Origin of the sequence: Blastomonas sp. AAP25, from assembly GCF_001295965.1 — a bacterium.
GTDB lineage: Bacteria > Pseudomonadota > Alphaproteobacteria > Sphingomonadales > Sphingomonadaceae > Blastomonas > Blastomonas fulva.
Window position 1 is genome coordinate 40470 of sequence record NZ_LJHP01000023.1, and the last position, 19541, is coordinate 60010.

At 64.9% G+C, this 19541-nt stretch carries 14 protein-coding genes and 1 tRNA gene; 9 read left to right on the forward strand and 6 right to left on the reverse strand.

The features are described from left to right. Positions 1-65: 65 nt before the first annotated feature. Both IP68_RS15490 and IP68_RS15495 read right to left on the reverse strand, forming a co-directional pair. Positions 66-1073 carry a dipeptide epimerase gene (locus tag IP68_RS15490; RefSeq protein WP_054135919.1) on the reverse strand — a complete coding sequence of 336 codons (1008 nt, stop codon included), beginning with the start codon at positions 1071-1073 and terminating at the stop codon, positions 66-68. Continuing rightward, positions 1073-3052, reverse strand: coding sequence for a serine hydrolase (locus IP68_RS15495; RefSeq protein ID WP_054135920.1), 1980 nt, complete (start codon positions 3050-3052; stop codon positions 1073-1075). The genes IP68_RS15490 and IP68_RS15495 overlap by 1 nt, the downstream gene beginning before the upstream one ends. A 144-nt stretch (positions 3053-3196) precedes the next feature. On the opposite strand from IP68_RS15495, the gene IP68_RS15500 reads away from it, so the two are divergent. Then, positions 3197-3820, forward strand: a complete 624-nt coding sequence (locus IP68_RS15500; RefSeq protein ID WP_054135921.1) for a helix-turn-helix domain-containing protein — start codon at positions 3197-3199, stop codon at positions 3818-3820. A gap of 39 nt (positions 3821-3859) precedes the next feature. Then, positions 3860-5563 (forward strand): amidohydrolase family protein, encoded by a 1704-nt coding sequence (locus IP68_RS15505; RefSeq protein WP_054135922.1) that lies wholly within the window; start codon positions 3860-3862, stop codon positions 5561-5563. Positions 5564-6165: 602 nt separating this feature from the next. Here IP68_RS15505 and IP68_RS15510 read toward each other — a convergent pair. Then, positions 6166-6239: transfer RNA gene (locus IP68_RS15510), tRNA-Gln, on the reverse strand. Between the two features lie 177 nt (positions 6240-6416). Between IP68_RS15510 and IP68_RS15515 the strand changes: the two genes are divergently transcribed. From IP68_RS15515 to IP68_RS15525, 3 genes are all read left to right on the forward strand, one after another. After that, positions 6417-7619, forward strand: coding sequence for a Ppx/GppA phosphatase family protein (locus tag IP68_RS15515; RefSeq protein ID WP_082382418.1), 1203 nt, complete (start codon positions 6417-6419; stop codon positions 7617-7619). Continuing rightward, positions 7616-8428, forward strand: coding sequence for an RlmE family RNA methyltransferase (locus IP68_RS15520; RefSeq protein WP_082382419.1), 813 nt, complete (start codon positions 7616-7618; stop codon positions 8426-8428). Before IP68_RS15515 ends, IP68_RS15520 begins: the two co-directional genes overlap by 4 nt. Before the next feature lie 128 nt (positions 8429-8556). Continuing rightward, positions 8557-9774, forward strand: coding sequence for an MFS transporter (locus tag IP68_RS15525; RefSeq protein ID WP_082382420.1), 1218 nt, complete (start codon positions 8557-8559; stop codon positions 9772-9774). Between the two features lie 65 nt (positions 9775-9839). On the opposite strand, the gene IP68_RS15530 is transcribed toward IP68_RS15525, so the two are convergent. Both IP68_RS15530 and pdeM read right to left on the reverse strand, forming a co-directional pair. Next, a complete protein-coding gene (locus tag IP68_RS15530; RefSeq protein WP_054135924.1) occupies positions 9840-12623 on the reverse strand; it encodes a TonB-dependent receptor in 2784 nt (927 codons plus the stop codon). A 152-nt stretch (positions 12624-12775) separates the two neighbouring features. Beyond that, a complete protein-coding gene (pdeM, locus tag IP68_RS15535) occupies positions 12776-13456 on the reverse strand; it encodes a ligase-associated DNA damage response endonuclease PdeM (RefSeq protein ID WP_054135925.1) in 681 nt (226 codons plus the stop codon). 81 nt (positions 13457-13537) lie between these two features. Here pdeM and IP68_RS15540 point away from each other — a divergent pair, with 81 nt between their 5' ends. Then, positions 13538-14359, forward strand: a complete 822-nt coding sequence (locus tag IP68_RS15540; protein ID WP_054135926.1) for a rhodanese-related sulfurtransferase — start codon at positions 13538-13540, stop codon at positions 14357-14359. A 36-nt stretch (positions 14360-14395) separates the two neighbouring features. On the opposite strand, the gene IP68_RS15545 is transcribed toward IP68_RS15540, so the two are convergent. Then, on the reverse strand, positions 14396-15505 hold the full coding sequence (locus IP68_RS15545; RefSeq protein WP_054135927.1) for a fatty acid desaturase: 1110 nt from the start codon (positions 15503-15505) through the stop codon (positions 14396-14398). Positions 15506-15667: 162 nt separating this feature from the next. Here IP68_RS15545 and IP68_RS15550 point away from each other — a divergent pair, with 162 nt between their 5' ends. The 3 genes from IP68_RS15550 (at position 15668) to wecB (ending at position 19469) form a co-directional block, all read left to right on the forward strand. Beyond that, complete coding sequence (locus IP68_RS15550; RefSeq protein ID WP_054135928.1) at positions 15668-16828, forward strand: hypothetical protein; 1161 nt, start codon at positions 15668-15670, stop codon at positions 16826-16828. A 145-nt stretch (positions 16829-16973) separates the two neighbouring features. Then, entirely contained in the window at positions 16974-18275 is a 1302-nt protein-coding gene (locus tag IP68_RS15555) for a UDP-glucose/GDP-mannose dehydrogenase family protein (protein ID WP_054135929.1), read from the forward strand. Between the two features lie 21 nt (positions 18276-18296). Further along, positions 18297-19469, forward strand: a complete 1173-nt coding sequence (gene wecB / locus IP68_RS15560) for a non-hydrolyzing UDP-N-acetylglucosamine 2-epimerase (protein WP_082382421.1) — start codon at positions 18297-18299, stop codon at positions 19467-19469. Positions 19470-19541 lie beyond the last annotated feature (72 nt).

The window sequence follows — 19541 nt, forward strand, 5'->3', positions numbered from 1 at the left end:
AACCCTCGTGGGATGACAGGGGAGAGAAAATTCTCAAGTGGCTGCGTCGCTGGCAAAGGCTGATGTCAGTTGCCCCAAATTTCTGACGGGCAATGCACGCGGCCATCGCGATAGCTCACGCCCGGCACGCGATCGCGTGCAAGGAAGGTTGGGCCGTCGAGGTCGACGATGTCGCACAGCTGGCCGAGCAAGAACGATGGCGCCATCGACAGGCTGGAACCCATCATGTTGCCCACCATCACGCCAAGCCCGAGCAACCGCGCCTCGCGCGCGATCGCCAGGCCCTCGGTAAGCCCGCCGCATTTGTCGAGCTTGATGTTGACCATGTCGAACCTGCCGACGAGGCTTGCGGTGTCGGCCAGCGTGACTGCGCTTTCATCGGCAACGAACGGGATCGACCGCTTGAAGCCGTCGAGATCGCTCTCGCGTCCGCGCTTGAGCGGCTGTTCGAGCTGCGCGATGCGCAAGCCGATCAGCACCGGCATCAGGCTGGCGAGCGTGCCGATATCGTAACCCTGATTGGCATCGACGCCGAGCCACGCCTCGGGCCGCGCAGCGCGGATCGCCTCGAGCCGGGCGATGTCGTCGTCGAGATCGCCGGTAAGCTTGACCTTGACCGGCGCGAGCGGATCGAGCGCCTGGGCTGCCGCCGCCATCGCCGCGGGCGTGTCGGCGCCAAGCGTCAGCGTTGACAGCAACGGCCGGGGGGATTCAAGCCCTGCCAGTTCCCGCACCGGACGTCCGACCTGCTTCGCCTCGAGATCCCAATAGGCGCAGTCGAGCGCATTGCGCGCGCCTCCGGGCGGAAGCATTTCCTGCAGATCCTGGCGGCTCGCCCCGCGCTCGATTGCTTCGCGCACGCTGGTCGCCTGCGCGAGCATATTATCGATATCATCGCCCAGGTAATAAACCCCCGCCCCCTCGCCGCGCCCGACATGCTGCCCATCGGACAGGGTTGCTACCAGCAAGGCGGTTTCGGTGAAGACATGGCCCGAGATGCGGAACGGCTGGTGGTAAGCGAAGCGCTCGACCCGAAGGTCGAGCGTCAGCGCCGTCTGTGTCTGCAGTGCCATCAATACACCATGTTGGTGCCATAGAGGTTGAACACCACGGTGACCCAGACCAATGGCAGCGCCGCGAGCACCAGCAGCGTTGCACCAAGCTTGGTCGTCCAGCGCCTTTTGCCGGTCCAGACAAGCCAGCCATACCAACCCGCAGTCAGCAGCAGGCCGAAGCTTGCCAGTGGCGTGAGGATGCGCAGCAGATGGATGAGCCAGTCGAGCGGACCACCAATCGCGCCGATATCGGCCGAAAAGGTGAGGATCAGCGCCATCCATCCGACCACCGCTGCGATCACCAGCCAGGCGAACAGGCGCGACAGCCGATAGGCGGTGCGCGCCCTGCCTTCGAACGGCATGGCGGCAGCGAAGTTGCGCCGGACCAGCGCGCGCACCGGCCATGCCAATGCAGTCAGCACGACGATGGCAAGCGCGAAGATCAAGGCGGGGTTGATCCAGTCGGTGTTCACCGCTGCGGGTACCGGGGTCAGCATCATGAACGGCGAAACCGCGTCCATGCTGACCCGGACGACCTTGCCATCCTTGACCTCGGCAACCAGCCGCTCTCCGGTGTTGCGGTCGCGCCAGACGAATGGCTCGACCTCGACCCAGTCGCGCGCGGCGGCGCTGAGGCCGTCGAGCCCGGGCAGGCTGATCGATCCGTTTTCGGTGGGCATGATGCTGGTCGGCCCCAGCAGCCCCAGCACGCTGAGGAAGTTGGTGAACGATCCGCGGCTGGAGACATAGGTGCCAGCCACCAATGCCGCGTGTTCACGCGCGGTCTTGGCATCGATCGGGGTCATGGGCTCATCGCCGGGAAGATAGCGATCGGCGAACTTGTGGAACAGCGCGCTGCGGACGCCGCCTGCGGCGCCTTCGGCACCTGCGCTGTTCATCGAGATATACAGGCCGATATCCGATTCGGGGAACAGCCACAGATAGCTGTGGAACCACACGGTATCGCCGCCATGCGCGATCGCGCGCTGGCCGTTGACCCATTGTTCGTAGAAACCCAGCGCCATCGTGTTGAGGTTGGCGATTCCGGGCGCGCGGAAGTCGTGCATCATCCGGGTGGTCTCGGGTTTGAGCAGCACGCCGCCCTGATTGAGATGCGCGATCATGAACTTGCCCATGTCCTCGCCGCTCGATGAAAGACTGCCGGCAGGCGCGGGAATGACTATCTCGAAGGGCTCGGGCTTCTGCGTGACATCGGGATAGCCCTTCGACATCAGCGGGACGAGCTTTGCCGGAAGCGGCTGGCGGAACGACGAATGCGCCATTCCCAGCGGGTCGAAGATATGGTTGTCGATATAGTCGTCGAAGGGCTCGCCGCTGACCCGCTCGACAATATAGCCGGCAAGCGCGGTGGCATAGTTCGAGTAAGCAGGCGTGGTTCCGGGAGCGAACACCCGCTCGGGCAGCGCCAGCGGCATCTGCTTCTTGAGTGTCATCGCAGCCTTGGGATCGCTGCTGATCAGGTGGCGCACCGATTCCTCGAAGCCTGCGGTGTGCGTCATGATATGCCGCAGCGTGATCGGCTTGCCCTCGAACGGCGGAATCTTGAAATCGATATAGCTGTTCACGTCCTTGTCGAGGTCGAGCTTGCCCGCCTCGACCTGCTGCATCACCGCGGTCCAGGTGAACAGTTTGGAGACCGAGCCGGGCCGGAAAAGCGTTGTCTCAGGCGAGACCGGGGTGCGCTTGGCAACGTCCGAATAGCCATAGCCCTTCTGCAGCACGACTCCGTCGCCATTGACCACGACAACGACTGCGCCAGGGATCTTGCCCTTTTCGAGCGCATAAGGGAGGAACCCGTCGAGCCACGCTTCCACATCGGCGCTGTTGAGCGGGTTGGCCGAAGCTGCACCTGTGTCAGCGTTGACCGCCGCCGTCGCCAGTTTTTCAGCTTTCGGCTGCGGCGCGGGCCCTTGCGCGACCAGCGGCAACGCCGCCAGAGCGGCCAGCCCGATCATCGCCTTGCGGATGAAACGCATTGCACTCCCCTTTTGTCCCTGAATACCCACGCGACATGCTTGCAGCTTGCGACGCGACGGCTTACCAATAGCTAACAACTGTTAGCCCGATAGGGACATAATGATCCTGATTAGAAAATTGTCAAACAACGATTGGATTTTTTGATGGCGGATCGTTCCTCCCCGCCGACTTTGGGAACAGTGATGCGCGATATCCGTGCGCGCAATGGCTGGACGCTCAAGCAGATGAGCGCAAAGTCGGGTATCCCGGTATCGACGCTGTCCAAGGTCGAGCACGACCGGCTGACGTTGAGCTATGACAAGCTCCAGCAACTCAGCCAGCGGCTCAACATCCGCATGTCGGACCTGTTCGCCGAATCGCAGGAAGAACCCGCCCCGCGCGTGACCGGTCGCCGCAGCATCGGGACCATCGACAAGGCGGTGCGGGTTACCACCGACAATTACGATTACCATTATCTGTGCACCGACCTTCGTCAGAAGCGGATGATCCCGATCATCACCCGCATCCGCGCGCGCAGCGCCAGCGAGTTCGGAGATCTGGTGCGCCACCATGGCGAGGAGTTCATCTACGTCATCGAAGGCGAGGTCGAGATTCACACCGAATTCTACGATGCCGTCGCGCTCACCGCCGGCCAGGGAATCTATCTCGATTCGTCGATGGGCGATGCCTATGTCGTCGCCGAAGGCTGCGAAGAGGCGCTGGTGCTGGGCGTGTGTTCGAGCGCCGATGACGGCCTGATGGATTCCCTGATGAGCCTGCACGGATGATGCGTCCGCAGTGTTCGGCAGACTTGCGGAGATGGTGACATGAAATTGCGCCGGTTGATCACGCGGTACGCGACTGCTGCCATCCTGCCCTTTGCCCTGGCAGGGTGCGCGAGCACCCAAGGTTCCCCTGCCCGCTATGACGTCGTCATCCGCGGCGGCACCATCTACGATGGCACAGGTTCAGCGCCGACAACGGGCGATGTCGCGATCAACGGCGACCGGATCGTCGCAGTCGGCACGGTCGAGGGTGCAGGCCGCAGCGAAATCTCGGCGCGCGGCATGGCGGTGGCGCCCGGGTTCATCAACATGCTGAGCTGGGCGACCGAATCGCTGATCATCGATCCGCGCAGCCAGAGCGACATCCGCCAGGGGGTTACGCTTGAAGTCATGGGCGAAGGCTGGTCGATGGGACCGGTCAACGCCAAGATGAAGGCGGACGAGACCGCGCGCCAGGGCGATCTCAAATTCCCGATCGAATGGACCACCCTCGGCGATTATCTGAGCTATCTCGAAAAGCGCGGCGTCGCGACCAATGTGGCCAGCTTCGTCGGCGCAGCGACGGTGCGGGTACACGAGCTGGGCGAAGGCGATGTCGATCCAAACCCCGAACAGCTATCACGGATGCGCACGCTGGTCCGCGAGGCGATGAACGAGGGCGCGATGGGCGTCGGCAGCTCGCTGATCTACGCGCCCGGCTCGTACGCCGAGACCGACGAGCTGGTCGCGCTGACCAAAGAGGCCGGGCGCTGCGGTGGCATGTACATCAGCCACATGCGGTCGGAAGGCGACCGGATCGAGCAGGCAGTAGCCGAGCTGATCGAGATATCGCGCCGTTCGGGGGCCCCTGCGGAAATCTATCATCTCAAGATGGCAGGCAAGGACAACCATGCCAAGCGCGAAGCCGTGGTCCGGCAGATCGAGGCGGCGCGGAGCGAAGGCCTCAGGATCACCGCGGACATGTATACCTATACCGCAGGTGCCACCGGGCTCGATGCAGCGATGCCGACCTGGGTGCAGGCCGGCGGGGTCGAGGCGTGGATCGAGCGGCTCAAGGACCCCGCCATCCGCGCGCGCGTTGCAGCCGAGATGAAGGCGCCGGGTAGCGACTGGGAAAACCTGTTTCACGGCGCCGGCGCGGACAAGATGATCCTCGTGGGCTTCAAGAACCCCGCGCTCAAGCCTCTTACCGGCAAGACGCTGGCGGAAGTCGCAGCGATGCGCAACCAGTCGCCCGAGCAGACCGCGATGGATCTGGTGATCGAGGACGGCACGCGCGTCGGAACAGTGTACTTCCTGATGTCCGAGGACAATGTCCGCGAACAGGTCAAGCTGCCTTGGATGAGCTTCGGCTCGGACGCGGCCTCGCAATCTGCCGAGGGCGTATTTCTCAAATCGGGCGCACACCCGCGCACTTATGGCAATTTTGCCCGGCTGCTTGGCCACTATGTCCGCGACGAGAAGCTGATCACGCTGGCTGAGGCAGTGCATCGCCTGTCGGGGCTGCCCGCGCGCAATCTGTCGATCACGGACCGTGGCGCGCTCAGGCCGGGGTATTTCGCCGATGTTGTGGTGTTCGATCCTGCCACCATCGCCGATACGGCTACGTTTGAGGCTCCCCACCGTTACGCGATCGGTATGCGCGACGTGCTCGTCAACGGCGTCGCCGCGCTGCGCGACGGCGAACCCACCGGCGCCACGCCGGGCCGCGCGGTCCGCGGTCCAGGCTTCAACCGATGCCGATGAAATAACACGGGAAGTTTGCTGCCACCCCGTGGCCTCGTGGAGACAATGGGATGCAGGTTGCAGGCCGTTGGGCTGGAGGACCTGCAAGCTTGATTTGGCGTAAACACATCTCGCCCCCTTGCGAACCGCCGGGTAATTTGACTGACGGGAGCGGCAAGTCGCGGTTTGTTGCCGGCATGCGTGCGTTCGGACATATGCGACGCGAATGATCCATTCGAGGAACGAAGTTGCTGATATGGGAACGAACGGTGGCACGACAGGGTGGAAAGATGGCCTCTTCCCTGCTGAGCGGCCCTCCGACCGGCCGATAAATCACTCTTTCGCAGAGGTTCTGACGCGACAAGTGTTCGGGACCACTTAAGGGACATTGGACCGTAACGGCCTGGACTGCTCAGGCTTCGGGCAGATCAAGCTTGGCTATCACGGCAGCCGCGAATCAGATCGCGCGCTTGGGGTTATGCCGTATCGTTGCTGCAGGGAACTGCTGGAACACCATCCACCGCCTGGAAACGAGCGGAAATGCGTGGTGATCTGGAGCAAGCGTCCAAGCCGTGCAAACGGCGAACATCATGCGCTGGTTATTCAATATATATCGGGAAAATTGGATGCCCCCCAAGGATTCGAACCTTGATTAACGGAGTCAGAGTCCGTGGTCTTACCATTAGACGAAGGGGCAATGGAGCGCCCGCCATTAAGCGTCTCGGCAAAGAGGGTCAAGACCCAAAAAGGGGCAGCATGGGCGCCGTGCTTGCGCTGAAGCGCCATATTGGCTAGCCTTGGCCCCAAGTACCGGCGATGCGCGGGCATATTGGCCGCGCGGGCAGGACCGGATGAGAAAAAAGAGCAACTTGGCATGGTGGAGCGATCGACACCGTTGCCGCAGGCTGAACCGTCGGCACCGCACTCTGACGATCCAGGGGCAGCCTCGGGCGAACTGGCGAAACCCGCCATCGGTGGCCGGAATGCGGCAAGACAGCGCAGCACGAAACAGGCCGGTCATGGCCCGGGCAACGCCACGCACGGCCGCATGGCGGACCGCAGCAACTGGAACGCGCGCCGCGCCTATGCGGCGATCGACCTTGGCACCAACAATTGCAGACTGCTGATCGCCAAGCCGGCGGCCGACGGTTTTGTCGTCGTCGATGCGTTCTCGCGAGTCGTGCGGCTGGGCGAAGGCCTTGGCCAGACCGGGCGGCTGAGCGATGCGGCGATGGACCGTGCGGTCGCAGCTTTGTCGATCTGCGCCGACAAATTGCGCCGCCGCCATGTCGCACTGGCGCGCTCTGTCGCGACCGAAGCCTGCCGCAAGGCGAGCAACGGCCCCGATTTCATCGAGCGCGTGCGCCGCGAAACCGGCATCGTGCTCGACATCATCACCGCCGAGGAAGAGGCACGGCTGGCGGTACTGGGCTGCCACATCCTGCTCGAGCCCGGCGACGGCCCCGCGCTGATCTTCGACATCGGCGGCGGATCGACCGAACTGGTGCTGGTCGACAGCTCGGGACCGGTGCCCGACATCCTCGACTGGATGAGCGTGCCCTGGGGCGTGGTGACGCTGACCGAGAGCGAATCGTTCGACCCCGATGACGCACAGGCCCGCGATGCGGCGTATCGCCGGATGCGCGCGCGCGTGGTGGAAAGCTTTGCCCCCTTCGCCCGGCGCCTGCCGCAGCTGGCAGACGACGACCGGCGGCTGCTGGGCACCAGCGGCACGGTGACGACGCTTGCCAGCCTGCATCTCGACCTGCCCTGCTACAACCGCGATGCAATCGACGGGCTGATCGTGCCGTCCGAATCGATGCGCGCGATCAGCGCCCGGCTCGCGGGGCTGAGCCTGCAGCAGCGCCGCGAACTGCCGTGCATCGGCAAGGAGCGCGCCGATCTGGTGGTGGCGGGCTGCGCGATCCTCGAATCGATTCTCGACATCTGGCCCGCGGTACGGCTGGGCGTGGCCGACCGCGGCATCCGCGAGGGCATTTTGCGCGCGCTGATGGGCCGCGATGCGCCGCTGCCATCCTCCCCGACCGCGCAGGCCCAACACGGAAGCAGGACATGAGCGGTAGCGACGGCAAGGACGGCGGAAGCAAGGGCGGCGGAAGCAAGGACGGCGGAAGCAAGGACGGCAGCGGTACCGGCGGCAGCAAGAAGGTGCCCGGCTCAAGCGCGCGCAAGCCCACCGGACGCTATGGCGATGCACTGCACCAGCGGGTGAAGACCGCCAAGGGCCGCACCGCCTCGTCCAACCGCTGGCTCTCGCGCCAGCTCAACGACCCCTATGTGCGCAAGGCCAAGGCCGACGGCTATCGCAGCCGCGCGGCCTACAAGCTGGTCGAGTTGGACGAAAAGTTCTCGCTGGTGCGCAAAGCGCGGCACATCATCGATCTGGGGATTGCCCCGGGCGGCTGGGCGCAGCTGATCCGGCGGATCAACCCCAAGGCCGCCGTGGTGGGGATCGATCTGCTGCCGGTCGACCCGATCGAGGGCGTCACCATCTTCGAGATGGATTTCATGGCGGACCATGCGCCCGACACGCTGATCGAGGCGCTGGGCGCGCAGCCCGACCTTGTCCTGTCCGACATGGCGGCCAACACCGTGGGCCACAAGCAGACCGACCATCTGCGCACCATGGGCCTGGTGGAAGCTGCGGCGCATTTTGCGGTCGATAACCTCGCAGAAGGCGGCGCGTTCGTTGCCAAGGTGCTGGCGGGCGGCACCGACAACGAGCTGCTCGCCTTGCTCAAGCAGCACTTCAAATCGGTCAAGCATGCCAAGCCGCCTGCCAGCCGCAAGGCCAGCAGCGAATGGTACGTCATCGCGCAGGGCCGCAAGCCACGCGCGGTGCAGGCGGCTGCCGACGACGAATAGCGCCCGGGGACCGGCGCAAAACGCGCTGGACCGCACACATGCGATGTGGTTGATCGGGCTGCTCTCGTTTCCAGACTCGGCCGCGGTCCACAGGCCGAGACTTTCCGTTATCTCCAGGAAGGTCCGCCGTGATCAATCGCAACCTTGTGGTGCTGGCCTCAATCGTGTTCATCGACATGGCCGGCATCGGGCTCATCGTTCCGGTGATGCCCTCGCTGATCCAGCAGCTCACCGGCGAAGGCATCGACCGGGCCGCGATGCTCGGCGGTTGGCTGCTGTTCGCCTATGCCGCGATGCAGTTCCTGTTCGCTCCGGTCATCGGCGGCCTCAGCGACCGGTTCGGCAGACGACCCGTATTGCTCGCGACTCTCGCGCTGCTGGGCGTCGATTACGCGCTGATGGCCGCCGCGCCCGATATCACCTGGCTGTTCGTCGGACGGCTGGTGTCTGGCATCATGGGGGCAAGCTATGCCGCCGCCAACAGCTGCATTGCCGACAGCATCGCGCCCGAACGCCGCGGCGCCGCCTTCGGGATGCTGGGGGGCGCAGGCGCTGCCGGCTTCGTGCTGGGCCCGGCGATAGGCGGGCTGATCGGCCAGTTCGGCGACCGGCTGCCGTTCATCGCGGCGGCTGTACTTTGCCTGATCGGGGTGGTGTTCGGGCTGTTGCGCTTCGAGGAGACACTCGATCCCGCGCAGCGCCGGCGGTTCGATCCTTTCCGCTCCAACCCGTTCGGCACGCTGGTGCGCATGGCGCGGATCCCGCTGGTCATCGGATGCCTCGGCGCGATTTTCCTGATGCAGCTCGCCAGCCAGTCGCAGCTGTCGGTCTGGGCATATTACGGCACGCTCAAGTTCGGCTGGACGCCCGCGATCACGGGGATGACCGTGGCGCTGTTCGGAACATTGCTGGTGCTCACCCAGGGCGTGCTCTCGGGCCGGATGATCGCCCGCTTCGGCCCGGTGCGGACCGCCACGGTGAGCCTCAGCTTTGCGGTGCCCTCGTTCCTCATCCTGGCGTTTGCGCCCAGCACGCCGGTGGTCATCCTGGGCATGGTCATCGGTTGCGTTCCGGGCATGTGCTTTCCCGCCATGCAGCAGCTGATGAGCCCGCGCGTGGCCGAGGATGCTCAGGGCGAATTGCAGGGCGCGATCGCCAGCGTGATCAGCCTCACCGCGATCATCGGCCCGCCGATGATGACCGGGGTGTTCGCCGCTTATGCCGATGATCGCGGATTGCTGTTTCCCGGTGCGCCCTTCGTGCTTGCCGCCGGTCTGATGGCGGGCTCGGTGGCCGTGCTGGTGGTCACGCTGGCGCGCCACGGCCGGGGCGAGGCGGCACGCTAGGCCAGGACGACAAAGGGCCCCGCCTGCGCGTGCAGACGGGGCCCTTTGTCAGATCGAGGCTGTTGTCAGAAGCGCGTGCGCAGCGTTACGCCATAGGTGCGAGGCTCGGCAAGGAACGCCGAGAAGATCTGGCGACCAACGGGGAACTGCGGATCGACGAACGGTGCCGCGGTACCGCCAGCCTGGAACGGGCTGTTGAACGCGACCTGGGTGAAATCTTCGTTGAACAGGTTCTGTGCCCACAGTTCGAGCGCCCATTTCTGATCGGGTCCGCGCAGGCCGACACGGGCGTTGACCACCACGAAGCTGGGCTGTTCCTTCTGCGGGAACAGATCCGATCCGGTGTTGAAGCCCTCGGTGACGCGGGTGTCGACATAGACCAGGCCCGACAGGCCGCTGTCGCCGATATCCGGGGTCCAGGCCATCGAACCGGTCAGCGTCAGCTCGGGCGCGTTCGACAGGTTGTCGCCGGGCAGCAGGCGGAGCGCCGGATCCAGCGCAGCACCGGTCTTGTTGCCGACCAGGTTGTTGCGATACTTGGTCTGGGCATAGGTCACGCCGCCGTTGACGGTGAAGTTGCGTGCCGGGTTGATCGAGGCTTCGAGTTCGACGCCCTGCGCGACTACGCCATAGGTCGTGTCGCCGGGTGCGCACGCGCCGGTGGTCGCGGCGTTGGCGTTGAAGTTCGCGCCGGCCGGCGACAGGTTCTGGTCACGATCCGCACCATTGAGGTTGGCCGAGCAGCCATTGACGGTCTGCACCAGGAACACGGTTCCGTTGAAGGTGTTGAGCTGGAAGTTCTCGAACTGCTGGCGGAACAGTGCCAGGTTCACGGTCAGCGGACCGCTCGAATACTTCATGCCCAGTTCGAAGGCATCGACGATTTCCTGGTCGAACTGCAGGTTGCGCACCAGCGCCTGCGCACCGCCGACCGAAGCAAAGGTGGTGGTGGGAACCTGGCCCAGCGGCGCAACGATCGGGCCCTTGAGCGCCGAGCGGTCGAGGTTGAAGCCGCCAGCCTTGTAGCCGCGCGAGGCGCTGCCATAGAGCAGCAGATCGTCGGTGACCTTCCACGACAGCACCGCGGTGCCGGTGAACTCGTTCTCGCTGCGACGATCGTTGATCGACACGCCGTTGAGTTCCGCAGTCGAGTTGCCCTGGCACGACAGGCCGATGATGCCGCCTGCCACCGCAGCGAGCGCCGGGTTGGTGAGGAAGCCGGTCAGTGCGGCCTGGTTCTGGACGCACGCGGTGTTGTCGTTGCTGAAGGTCGCGTTGAAGCGCTTGCGCTCGTTGGTGTAGCGCAGGCCCAGCGTCAGATCGAGCCGGTCGGTGATGTGCACGATGTTGTGGGTGAAGAACGCATAGTTGCGGCTGTTCTGGAAATAGCGATCGCTGATCGAACCGCGATCGTTGATGCTGTCGAGCCGGTCGAGCGCTCCGAAGATGATCGGCGAGGCCGCGCCGAACAGCGCGGGACGAGCACCGACGCAACCGGGCGAGTTCGGCGAGTACAGGCCTGCCAGACCGCCACCCGAGATCAGGCGGCAGCTCGCGAAGCGGCCGTACTGGTTGCCGAAGCGCAGATTGTCGCGGACGGTCAGGTCTTCGTCGGCATAATAGGCACCGACCAGCCAGTCCAGCTTGCCGTCGAACGCCTCGCCCTGCAGCCGCAGTTCCTGGGTGAAGGTCTTGAACTGGCGGAACTGCGCGTCCTCGTCATCGGAACGATACAGGATGTCGACCGCGCTGTAGTCGATGTCGCCGGCCTGGCTGTTCTTGTACTCGCGGTAGCCGGTGATCGAGGTCAGCGATGCGCCGCCCATGTCCCAGTTGACCTCAAGCGAGATACCGCCGTCCTTGGTGCTGCCGTTGTAGTTGCGACCGCGGGTGACGTTGGTCTGGCGGCTGAAGGGGTTGTTGAACGAGTTGAGCGGCTGGCCCAGATCGCGCAGCACGTTGATGATGTTGTTGCCATTGGCCTGGAGCGGCGTCAGCGGCGCCGACGGGTTGTTGAGGTCACCGATCAGCGGGTTGAAGTCCCGGCCGAGATATACCGCGCCGCAGCAGCGTTCGTCACGGTTGGTATAATCCATGATCAGCCGGAACGACACCTCGTCGGTGGGCTCCCACAGCAGCTGTCCCTTGACGAAATAGCGGTTGCGGTTGTTCAGATCGATGTTGTTGGTGACGTCCTGCAGAAAGCCGTCGCGCTTTTCGAAGACACCGTCGATGCGGGCGGCCAGATCCTGCGTGATCGGGCCAGTGAGGCCCGCCTGCAGACGGATGTTGTCGAAATTGCCGTAGGTCGCCTCGCCAAAGCCGCCGAATTCGAATTCGGGCTTCTTGGAATAGATCGAGATGATACCGGCAGATGCGTTGCGGCCGAACAGCGTGCCCTGGGGTCCGCGCAGGACCTCGACCCGCTCGATCTCGCCCAGTTCGTTGAGGCCGATGCCCGAACGCGAACGGTAGACGCCGTCGATGAACACCGCGACCGAACTTTCAAGGCCCGGGTTGTCGCCGACGGTACCGATACCGCGGATACGCGCCGATCCGTTCGCTTCGTTGCCGGTCGAGGACACGAGCAGCGAGGGGACGACCTGGTTGAGCTGGCGGATATCGTTGGCGCCGGTGTTTTCGAGCGTTTCGGCATTGACCGCCGACACCGCGACCGGAACATCGGAGAGCAGCTGCTCGCGACCCTGGGCGACGACGACGATGGTGTTGCTGTCGTTGATGCCGTCTTCGCCTGCGGCTTCCTGAGCGAGGGCCGGGCTGGCCATGGCGACAAGGCCGGCGGAAAGCATGAGGGACACACGGCTGGTGGTGCCGAAACGCTTGGGCATATCTCTCTCCTGATTTGGTTCAGCGTGACGGCTATTTTGCCGCCTTGACGCTCACGTTAGACCAAATCGGCCTCAAATCCAGCATTTGCGCGGGTCTCCCGCAAAAATGCAGCCGATTGTCGCAAAAACGCAACACACGCCCGGGGGGCGCGTCAGGCGCGCAAATCTGCGGTTTTTTGAAGATAGAACGCCAGGGCCTTGCTTTCCGTAGCGACAACCGCCTGGGGGGCCTCGCCCATTACCCCCAATATGGCCGGATCGCCCGCATCCATTCCCCCCGTCAGCGATCCGAAGGCGGGCAGGATCAAGCGCTCGGCGCAGCGTACGAAGCACGGCCGCGACACCATCCGGCCGCGCAGCCGCACCCTCAGGCGCGGGTGAAAATGCCCCGAAAGTTCAGGCACGCTGCGGCTTGATTCGGCGCGGTGCCGCAACGCGAGGCCGCCCAGCACCGCCTCGTCCACCACCTGCCCGCCAAAGCCCGCATCCAGCGCGCTATCGTGGTTGCCGGTGACCCAGTGGACCGCGATCCGGCGCGACAGGCTCTCGAGCCGCTCTGCCAGCCGGACATCCAGCCGCTGCGCGCCGCGGCTGTCGTGGAAATTGTCGCCCAGGCACCACAGGCTCTTCGCGCCGCATGCAGCGATCGCGGCTTCCAACCGGTCGAGCGTCGCGGCGCTGTCATAGGGCGGCAGCATCTGCCCCGATGCCGCATACCAGCTCGCCTTTTCGAAATGCAGGTCGGCGACGAACAGCGCGGACTGCGCGGGCCAGTACAGGCCTGCGCGGTCGACGATCGCAAATTGCTGTCCGGCGAACGAAAGGGGAACCATGGACGCTGCCATGCCGCAGTCCGCACCCCCATGCAAGCCTGAGCATTGGCATCGGGCAGCGGTGTGGCTTATGGGCGGGGCATGACCCAATCAGACGACTATCCGATCACCGTTGCCGCGCTCTATCACTTCGCGCGGATCGAGGACCCCGCCGCCGTCCGGCCCCCGGTCGAGGCGCTGTGCGCGCAGCATGGCCTGTGCGGTACGCTGCTGCTCGCGCGCGAAGGGGTGAACGGCACGATCGCAGGATCGGCACAGGGCGTTGCCGCGGCGATCGACCATATCCGCAGCCTGCCCGGCTTTGCCGATATCGAGGTCAAGTATTCGGGCGCGCGCTCTGCCCCCTTCCGCCGGATGAAGGTGCGGCTGAAGCGCGAGATCGTCACCATGGGCGTGCCCGACATCGATCCGGTGCACGGCCAGGGAGCCTATGTCGACCCTGCCGACTGGAACGCGCTGATCAGCGATCCCGATACGGTGGTGATCGATACCCGCAACAGCTTCGAGGTCGAACAGGGCAGCTTTGTCCATGCGATCGATCCGGGGACCGAGCGGTTCAGCGAGTTCCCCGCCTGGTTCGACGATCAGGCCGCGGCCCTGCAGGCGTCGGGCAAGAAGATCGCGATGTTCTGCACCGGCGGCATCCGCTGCGAGAAGGCCACCGCCTATGTCCGCGCAAAAGGGTTCGACGAGGTCTATCACCTCAAGGGCGGCATCCTCAAATATCTTGAGGAGGTGCCCGCCGAGGAGTCGCTGTTTTCCGGCGGCTGCTTCGTGTTCGACGAGCGCGTGGCGCTGGGCCAGGGCCTCGCGGTGCTGGGCGATCCGGTCGAACCCGAAATGGTCGATCGCCAGCGCAAGCCGCGCAAGCGGGGCGTGGCCTCGGGCTCGGCTGAAAGCTGACCGTCGCCCCCGCGTGCGCGGGGATGACGGTCGAAACTAGCGCCGCGCGGTGGTGCGGAAGGTGCTGCGGACCAGACGACCGACCAGGCCTGACAGGCTGCGATAATTCGCCAGCGCATAGGTCGAGGCGCCGGTCAGTTCGCGCGACAGGCGGCGATGCGCCTCGGGCAATGCGTGATAGGGCACGCCGGGCAGCAGATGGTGCAGCGCATGATAGCGCAGGCCGACAGGGGCCCACAGTTCGGGCAGCAGGCCGGGCGGGGGCACATTGACGCTGTCGAGATACTGCGCGGTGACGCTCATCACCTGCTCCTCGTTCTCCCACAGATGCGCGACCAGGGTCCGGACCTGGTTAAGCACCATCGTGCCCGATGCGATGGCCAGGCCGATCAGAAATACGCGCAAGGGGATCGTCCCGGTCGCGACCAGCGCGATCAGGCTCATCGCCCAGACGCTGGCAAGCGTCTCGAGCACCAGCCACTGGCGGCGGGCAGGACCTTCCGGCATCACGCGGCGGAATGCCGGGTTGATCACCAGCCCCGAATAGCGCTCGACGACGATGCGGCGCAGCGGCGGGATCAGCGCGGACAATGGCGAAAGCACGCCATAGCGGATGATCAGCCCGACAGGACCGAGCGCGGCCACCGCGACGAACAGCGGCACCGTCCACGGCTTCATCAGCGCGAGCGGCAGATATTCGGGATCCTTGACGGTGCCATAGCGCAGGCGCTGGTGGTGCAGGTTGTGCACGCCTTCGTACATGAAGCTGGGGATCAGCAGCGGAATGCCGACAAGCGCATTCCACCCGGCATTGAAGCCCGGCACCGCATCGGGCCGCAAATGGGTGAGTTCGTGGATGAAGCTGCCCGCGCGGTACAGCGCCAGCACCGCGACCAGCCCGCACAGCACCGCGAGCGCGGTCGAATCCGCCAGGATCGCGCCTGCCAGGCCGCCATAGCCGATCGCGACCGAGGCCAGCAGATCGGTCCAGTAGATCGCCGGACGCGCGGCGTTGAGATCGCGCGTCAGGCTCGCCGCCGCGCGGATCATCGCCATGTCGTCGGGCACCTGGCCGACGACCCGCGCGCTGGTCGTACCCTGCGATGCAGAGGCGTCAGGGCCGGTCAATGGAAAGCTGCTTGCCATAAAAATCCTGCTTGTGAGTGCCTGCTTAAGCCAGACCAAGATGGCAGCAACATGGCAACATCTGGCCCGCATGTCCTTGACACAGATCATGGCCGGGCGACAAAGAACGCTTCGCACATGGCCGGACCCCGATGAGGTCGCGGCCCGGACAAGGAAACGGCGTTGACGAACCCAGGTGAAATAAGGGTCAGCCCGGTCAATGACAAGGCGGGGCTCAAGGCATTCATCGAAATTGCCTATACGCTGAACGCGTCGGACCCAGCCTGGGTGCCGCCGCTGCGCACCGAAATGCGCGAGATGTTCGATCCGGCCAAGAACCCTTTCTATGGCCACGCCACCGTCCAGCCGATGATCGCGCTGCGCGGCGGCAAGGTGGTGGGGCGGATCTCGGCGCATATCGATCATCTCGCGCTCGCTCAGCCGGTCAGCCAGGGCATGGGGCCGGGCACGGGCAATTTCGGGATGTTCGAGGCCGCCGACGAACAGGTCGCGCGCGCGCTGCTGACAGCGGCGGAGGGCTGGCTGCGGGACCAGGGGATGACCCGCGCGCTGGGGCCGCTCAGCCTGTCGATCTGGGACGAGCCCGGACTGCTGACCGCCGGCTTCGAGACACCGCCGATGGTGATGATGGGACACCACAACCGCGCCTATCGCGGCTGGATCGAGGCGATGGGCTATGCCCCCGCGAAGAAGCTGCTGACCTATGAGCTGCCGATCGTCGGCGGGTTTTCGCCGCTGATCCAGCGGATCGTCGCATCGGGCCACCGCAACGATCGCATCCACATCCGCAAGGTCGACAAGAGCAGGTTCGACGAGGAGGCGGCGATCATCCTGGAGATCCTCAACGAGGCATGGGGCAACAACTGGGGGTTCGTGCCGATCACCGATGCGGAGATCGCCTATATCGGCAAGAAACTGCGCCCGCTGGTGCGCGAGGACCTGATCATGATCGCCGAATATGACGGGCGCCCGGTCGCGTTCCTGATGACGCTGCCCGATGTCAACGCGGTCACCGCGCCGCTCAAGGGTTCGCTGCTGCCGTTCGGCTGGGCCAAATTGCTTTGGTGGCTGCGCGATTGCCGCTCGCCCAGCGTGCGCGTGCCGCTGATGGGGGTGCGCACCGAGCTGCAGAATTCTCGGCTCGCGGCGCAGATGGCGTTCATGATGATCGAGACGATCCGCATCGAGGCGGTGGGCAGATATGGCGCGGTACGCGGCGAGCTTGGCTGGGTGCTGGAGGACAACCAGGGCATGGTCGCGATTGCCGATGCGATCGACAGCAAGGTGAACCGCGAATATGTGATCTACGAAAAGCCGCTCTGACCCTCTGGCAGACGCAGCCGCGCCGTTCAGATCATTGCAACATTCTGCCGCTATCAGGCGCGGTCAATCGCCCGCCCGTTGAACATTTGACGCCCTCACTGGCGGCAACTAGACGGGGCAAAGACGCTCTGGAGCTTATCCTGACATGAAGATTGCAATGATTGGTTCGGGCTATGTCGGCCTGGTATCGGGGGCATGCTTTGCCGATTTCGGCCATGACGTGGTCTGCGTCGACAAGGATCCCGCCAAGATCGAGTCGCTGCTCGCCGGAGTCATGCCGATCTACGAGCCGGGGCTGGAAGGGCTGGTCAACAAGAACGTCCGCGCCGGCAACCTGTCGTTCTCGACCGATCTGCCGACAAGCGTCGCCGATGCCGATGCGGTGTTCATCGCGGTGGGCACGCCCTCGCGCCGCGGCGATGGCTTTGCGGACCTGAGCTATGTCCGTGATGCCGCGCGCGAGATCGCCGAATCGATCCGCAAACGCTGCGTCATCGTCACCAAGTCGACCGTCCCGGTGGGCACCGGCGACGAGGTCGAGAAGATCATCCGCCATACCGCCCCGGACGCCGATTTCGAGGTGGTTTCGAACCCCGAATTCCTGCGCGAGGGCGCCGCGATCGGCGATTTCAAGCGCCCCGACCGCATCGTGGTGGGCACCGAGGTCGAATGGGCCCGCGAATACATGCGCGAGATCTACCAGCCCTTGTTCCTCAACGAATCGCCATTGCTGTTCGTCTCGCGGCGCACGTCGGAAGTGATCAAATACGCCGCCAACGCGTTTCTCGCGACCAAGATCACCTTCATCAACGAGATGGCCGATCTTTGCGAGAAGGTGGGCGCCAATGTGCAGGACGTCTCGCGCGGGATCGGGCTCGATGGCCGGATCGGGTCGAAGTTCCTGCACGCAGGGCCGGGCTATGGCGGCAGCTGCTTCCCCAAGGATACGCTTGCGCTGATGAAGACCGCGCAGGACCATGAGGCACCGCTGCAGATCGTCGAGGCGGTGGTGCGGGTCAACGACCTGCGCAAGCGCGCGATGGCGCGCAAGGTGATCGCGGCGATGGGCGGCGATGTCGAAGGCAAGCGCATCGCTCTGCTCGGCCTCACCTTCAAGCCCAACACCGACGACATGCGCGACGCGCCCGCGATCGTGATCGCGCAGGGGCTGATCGACGCCGGTGCCGAAGTCATTGCCTATGACCCCGAGGGCATGGAGGCAGCCACCGCGCTGATGCCGGGGGTGACGATGGCGGCGGGCACCTATCAGGCGCTCGACCAGGCCGATTGCGCGGTGATCGTCACCGAATGGGACGTGTTCCGCGCGCTCGATCTGCCGCGCGTGCTCCGCACGATGCGCGGCACCACGCTGGTCGACCTGCGCAACATCTACAAGCCCGAGCAGATGAAGGCGGCGGGCTTCACCTATGTCAGTGTCGGCCGCTGAGCTGCGGGTCAACGGGGGGCAATGCAGATGACAGAAGGCAAGACCGGGTCGCGACGCATCATGGTGATCTTCGGCACCCGTCCCGAAGCGATCAAGCTCTTCCCGGTGATCGCGGCGCTGAACGAGGCTGACGGGCTCGAGCCGGTCGTGCTGGTCACCGGCCAGCACCGCGAGATGCTCGACCAGGTGCTCGAAATCGCCGGGCTTGTGCCCGATCATGACCTGGCCTTGATGCAGCCGGGGCAGAGCCTCGACGAGATCAGCGCGCGGCTGCTCACCGGCATCGGCGCGGTGCTCGACGCGGAAAAGCCCGACATGGTGATCGTCCAGGGCGACACCGCGACCGCGATGTGCGGCGCGCTCGCCGCTTATTACCGCAAGCTCCCCGTCGCGCATGTCGAGGCGGGTCTGCGCTCGGGCAACATCTATCACCCCTGGCCCGAAGAGGTGAACCGCAAGATCATTGGCGGCTTTGCCGATCTGCACTTCGCCCCGACCGAGACCGCCGCCAACGCCCTACGCCGCGAGGCGGTGCCCGACGACAAGATCCTCGTCACCGGCAACACCGTGATCGATGCGCTGCACTGGGTCACCGCGAAGCTGGCCGACGATCCCGCACAGGCATCGGTGATCGCGCCGGTCGAAGTGCGGTTTGCGGGCAAGAGGATCATCGGCGTGACCACCCACCGGCGCGAGAATTTCGGCAGCGGGATGGATGACATCGCGCATGCCATCCGCGATCTGGCCGCGCGCGACGATGTAGCGATCATCTTCCCGGTGCATTTGAACCCGCAGGTGCGCGCGGCGATGCTGCCGATCCTGGGCGGGCTGGACAATGTGGCGCTGCTCGAGCCGCTCGACTATCTCAACTTCACCCGGCTGCTGCAGATCGCCGAGCTGATGCTGACCGACAGCGGCGGGGTGCAGGAAGAGGCGCCCGCTCTGGGCAAGCCGGTGCTGGTGATGCGCGACACCACCGAGCGACCCGAAGGTGTGGCGGCGGGAACCGCAAAACTGGTCGGCACCGATCGCGCGACCATCGTTGCGCAGGCCACGCAATTGCTCGACGACCCGGCCGCCTATGCCGCCATGGCGCAGGCGCACAATCCGTTTGGCGATGGCCACAGTTCCGCCCGCATCGCCCAGGCCATAAGCCGGTGGTTCGCGGCGCCCGGGCGCCACCAAGCCAATTGAGTTCACGTCAATTTGTCAGTAGTGCCGCAGCAACGGTTCGCACCCCAAGACGTCCTATGGCTACACGCCTGA

Excerpts from the sequence above, each read along its gene's own strand:
- IP68_RS15515 (WP_082382418.1), top strand. The coding sequence starts at position 6,417 with ATGGTGGAGCGATCGACACCGTTGCCGCAGGCTGAACCGTCGGCACCG.
- IP68_RS15505 (WP_054135922.1), top strand. The coding sequence starts at position 3,860 with ATGAAATTGCGCCGGTTGATCACGCGGTACGCGACTGCTGCCATCCTG.
- wecB (WP_082382421.1), top strand. The coding sequence starts at position 18,297 with ATGCAGATGACAGAAGGCAAGACCGGGTCGCGACGCATCATGGTGATC.
- IP68_RS15495 (WP_054135920.1), bottom strand. The coding sequence starts at position 3,052 with ATGCGTTTCATCCGCAAGGCGATGATCGGGCTGGCCGCTCTGGCGGCG.
- IP68_RS15490 (WP_054135919.1), bottom strand. The coding sequence starts at position 1,073 with ATGGCACTGCAGACACAGACGGCGCTGACGCTCGACCTTCGGGTCGAG.
- IP68_RS15545 (WP_054135927.1), bottom strand. The coding sequence starts at position 15,505 with ATGGCAAGCAGCTTTCCATTGACCGGCCCTGACGCCTCTGCATCGCAG.
- IP68_RS15530 (WP_054135924.1), bottom strand. The coding sequence starts at position 12,623 with ATGCCCAAGCGTTTCGGCACCACCAGCCGTGTGTCCCTCATGCTTTCC.
- IP68_RS15555 (WP_054135929.1), top strand. The coding sequence starts at position 16,974 with ATGAAGATTGCAATGATTGGTTCGGGCTATGTCGGCCTGGTATCGGGG.
- IP68_RS15520 (WP_082382419.1), top strand. The coding sequence starts at position 7,616 with ATGAGCGGTAGCGACGGCAAGGACGGCGGAAGCAAGGGCGGCGGAAGC.
- IP68_RS15500 (WP_054135921.1), top strand. The coding sequence starts at position 3,197 with ATGGCGGATCGTTCCTCCCCGCCGACTTTGGGAACAGTGATGCGCGAT.
- pdeM (WP_054135925.1), bottom strand. The coding sequence starts at position 13,456 with ATGGTTCCCCTTTCGTTCGCCGGACAGCAATTTGCGATCGTCGACCGC.
- IP68_RS15540 (WP_054135926.1), top strand. The coding sequence starts at position 13,538 with ATGACCCAATCAGACGACTATCCGATCACCGTTGCCGCGCTCTATCAC.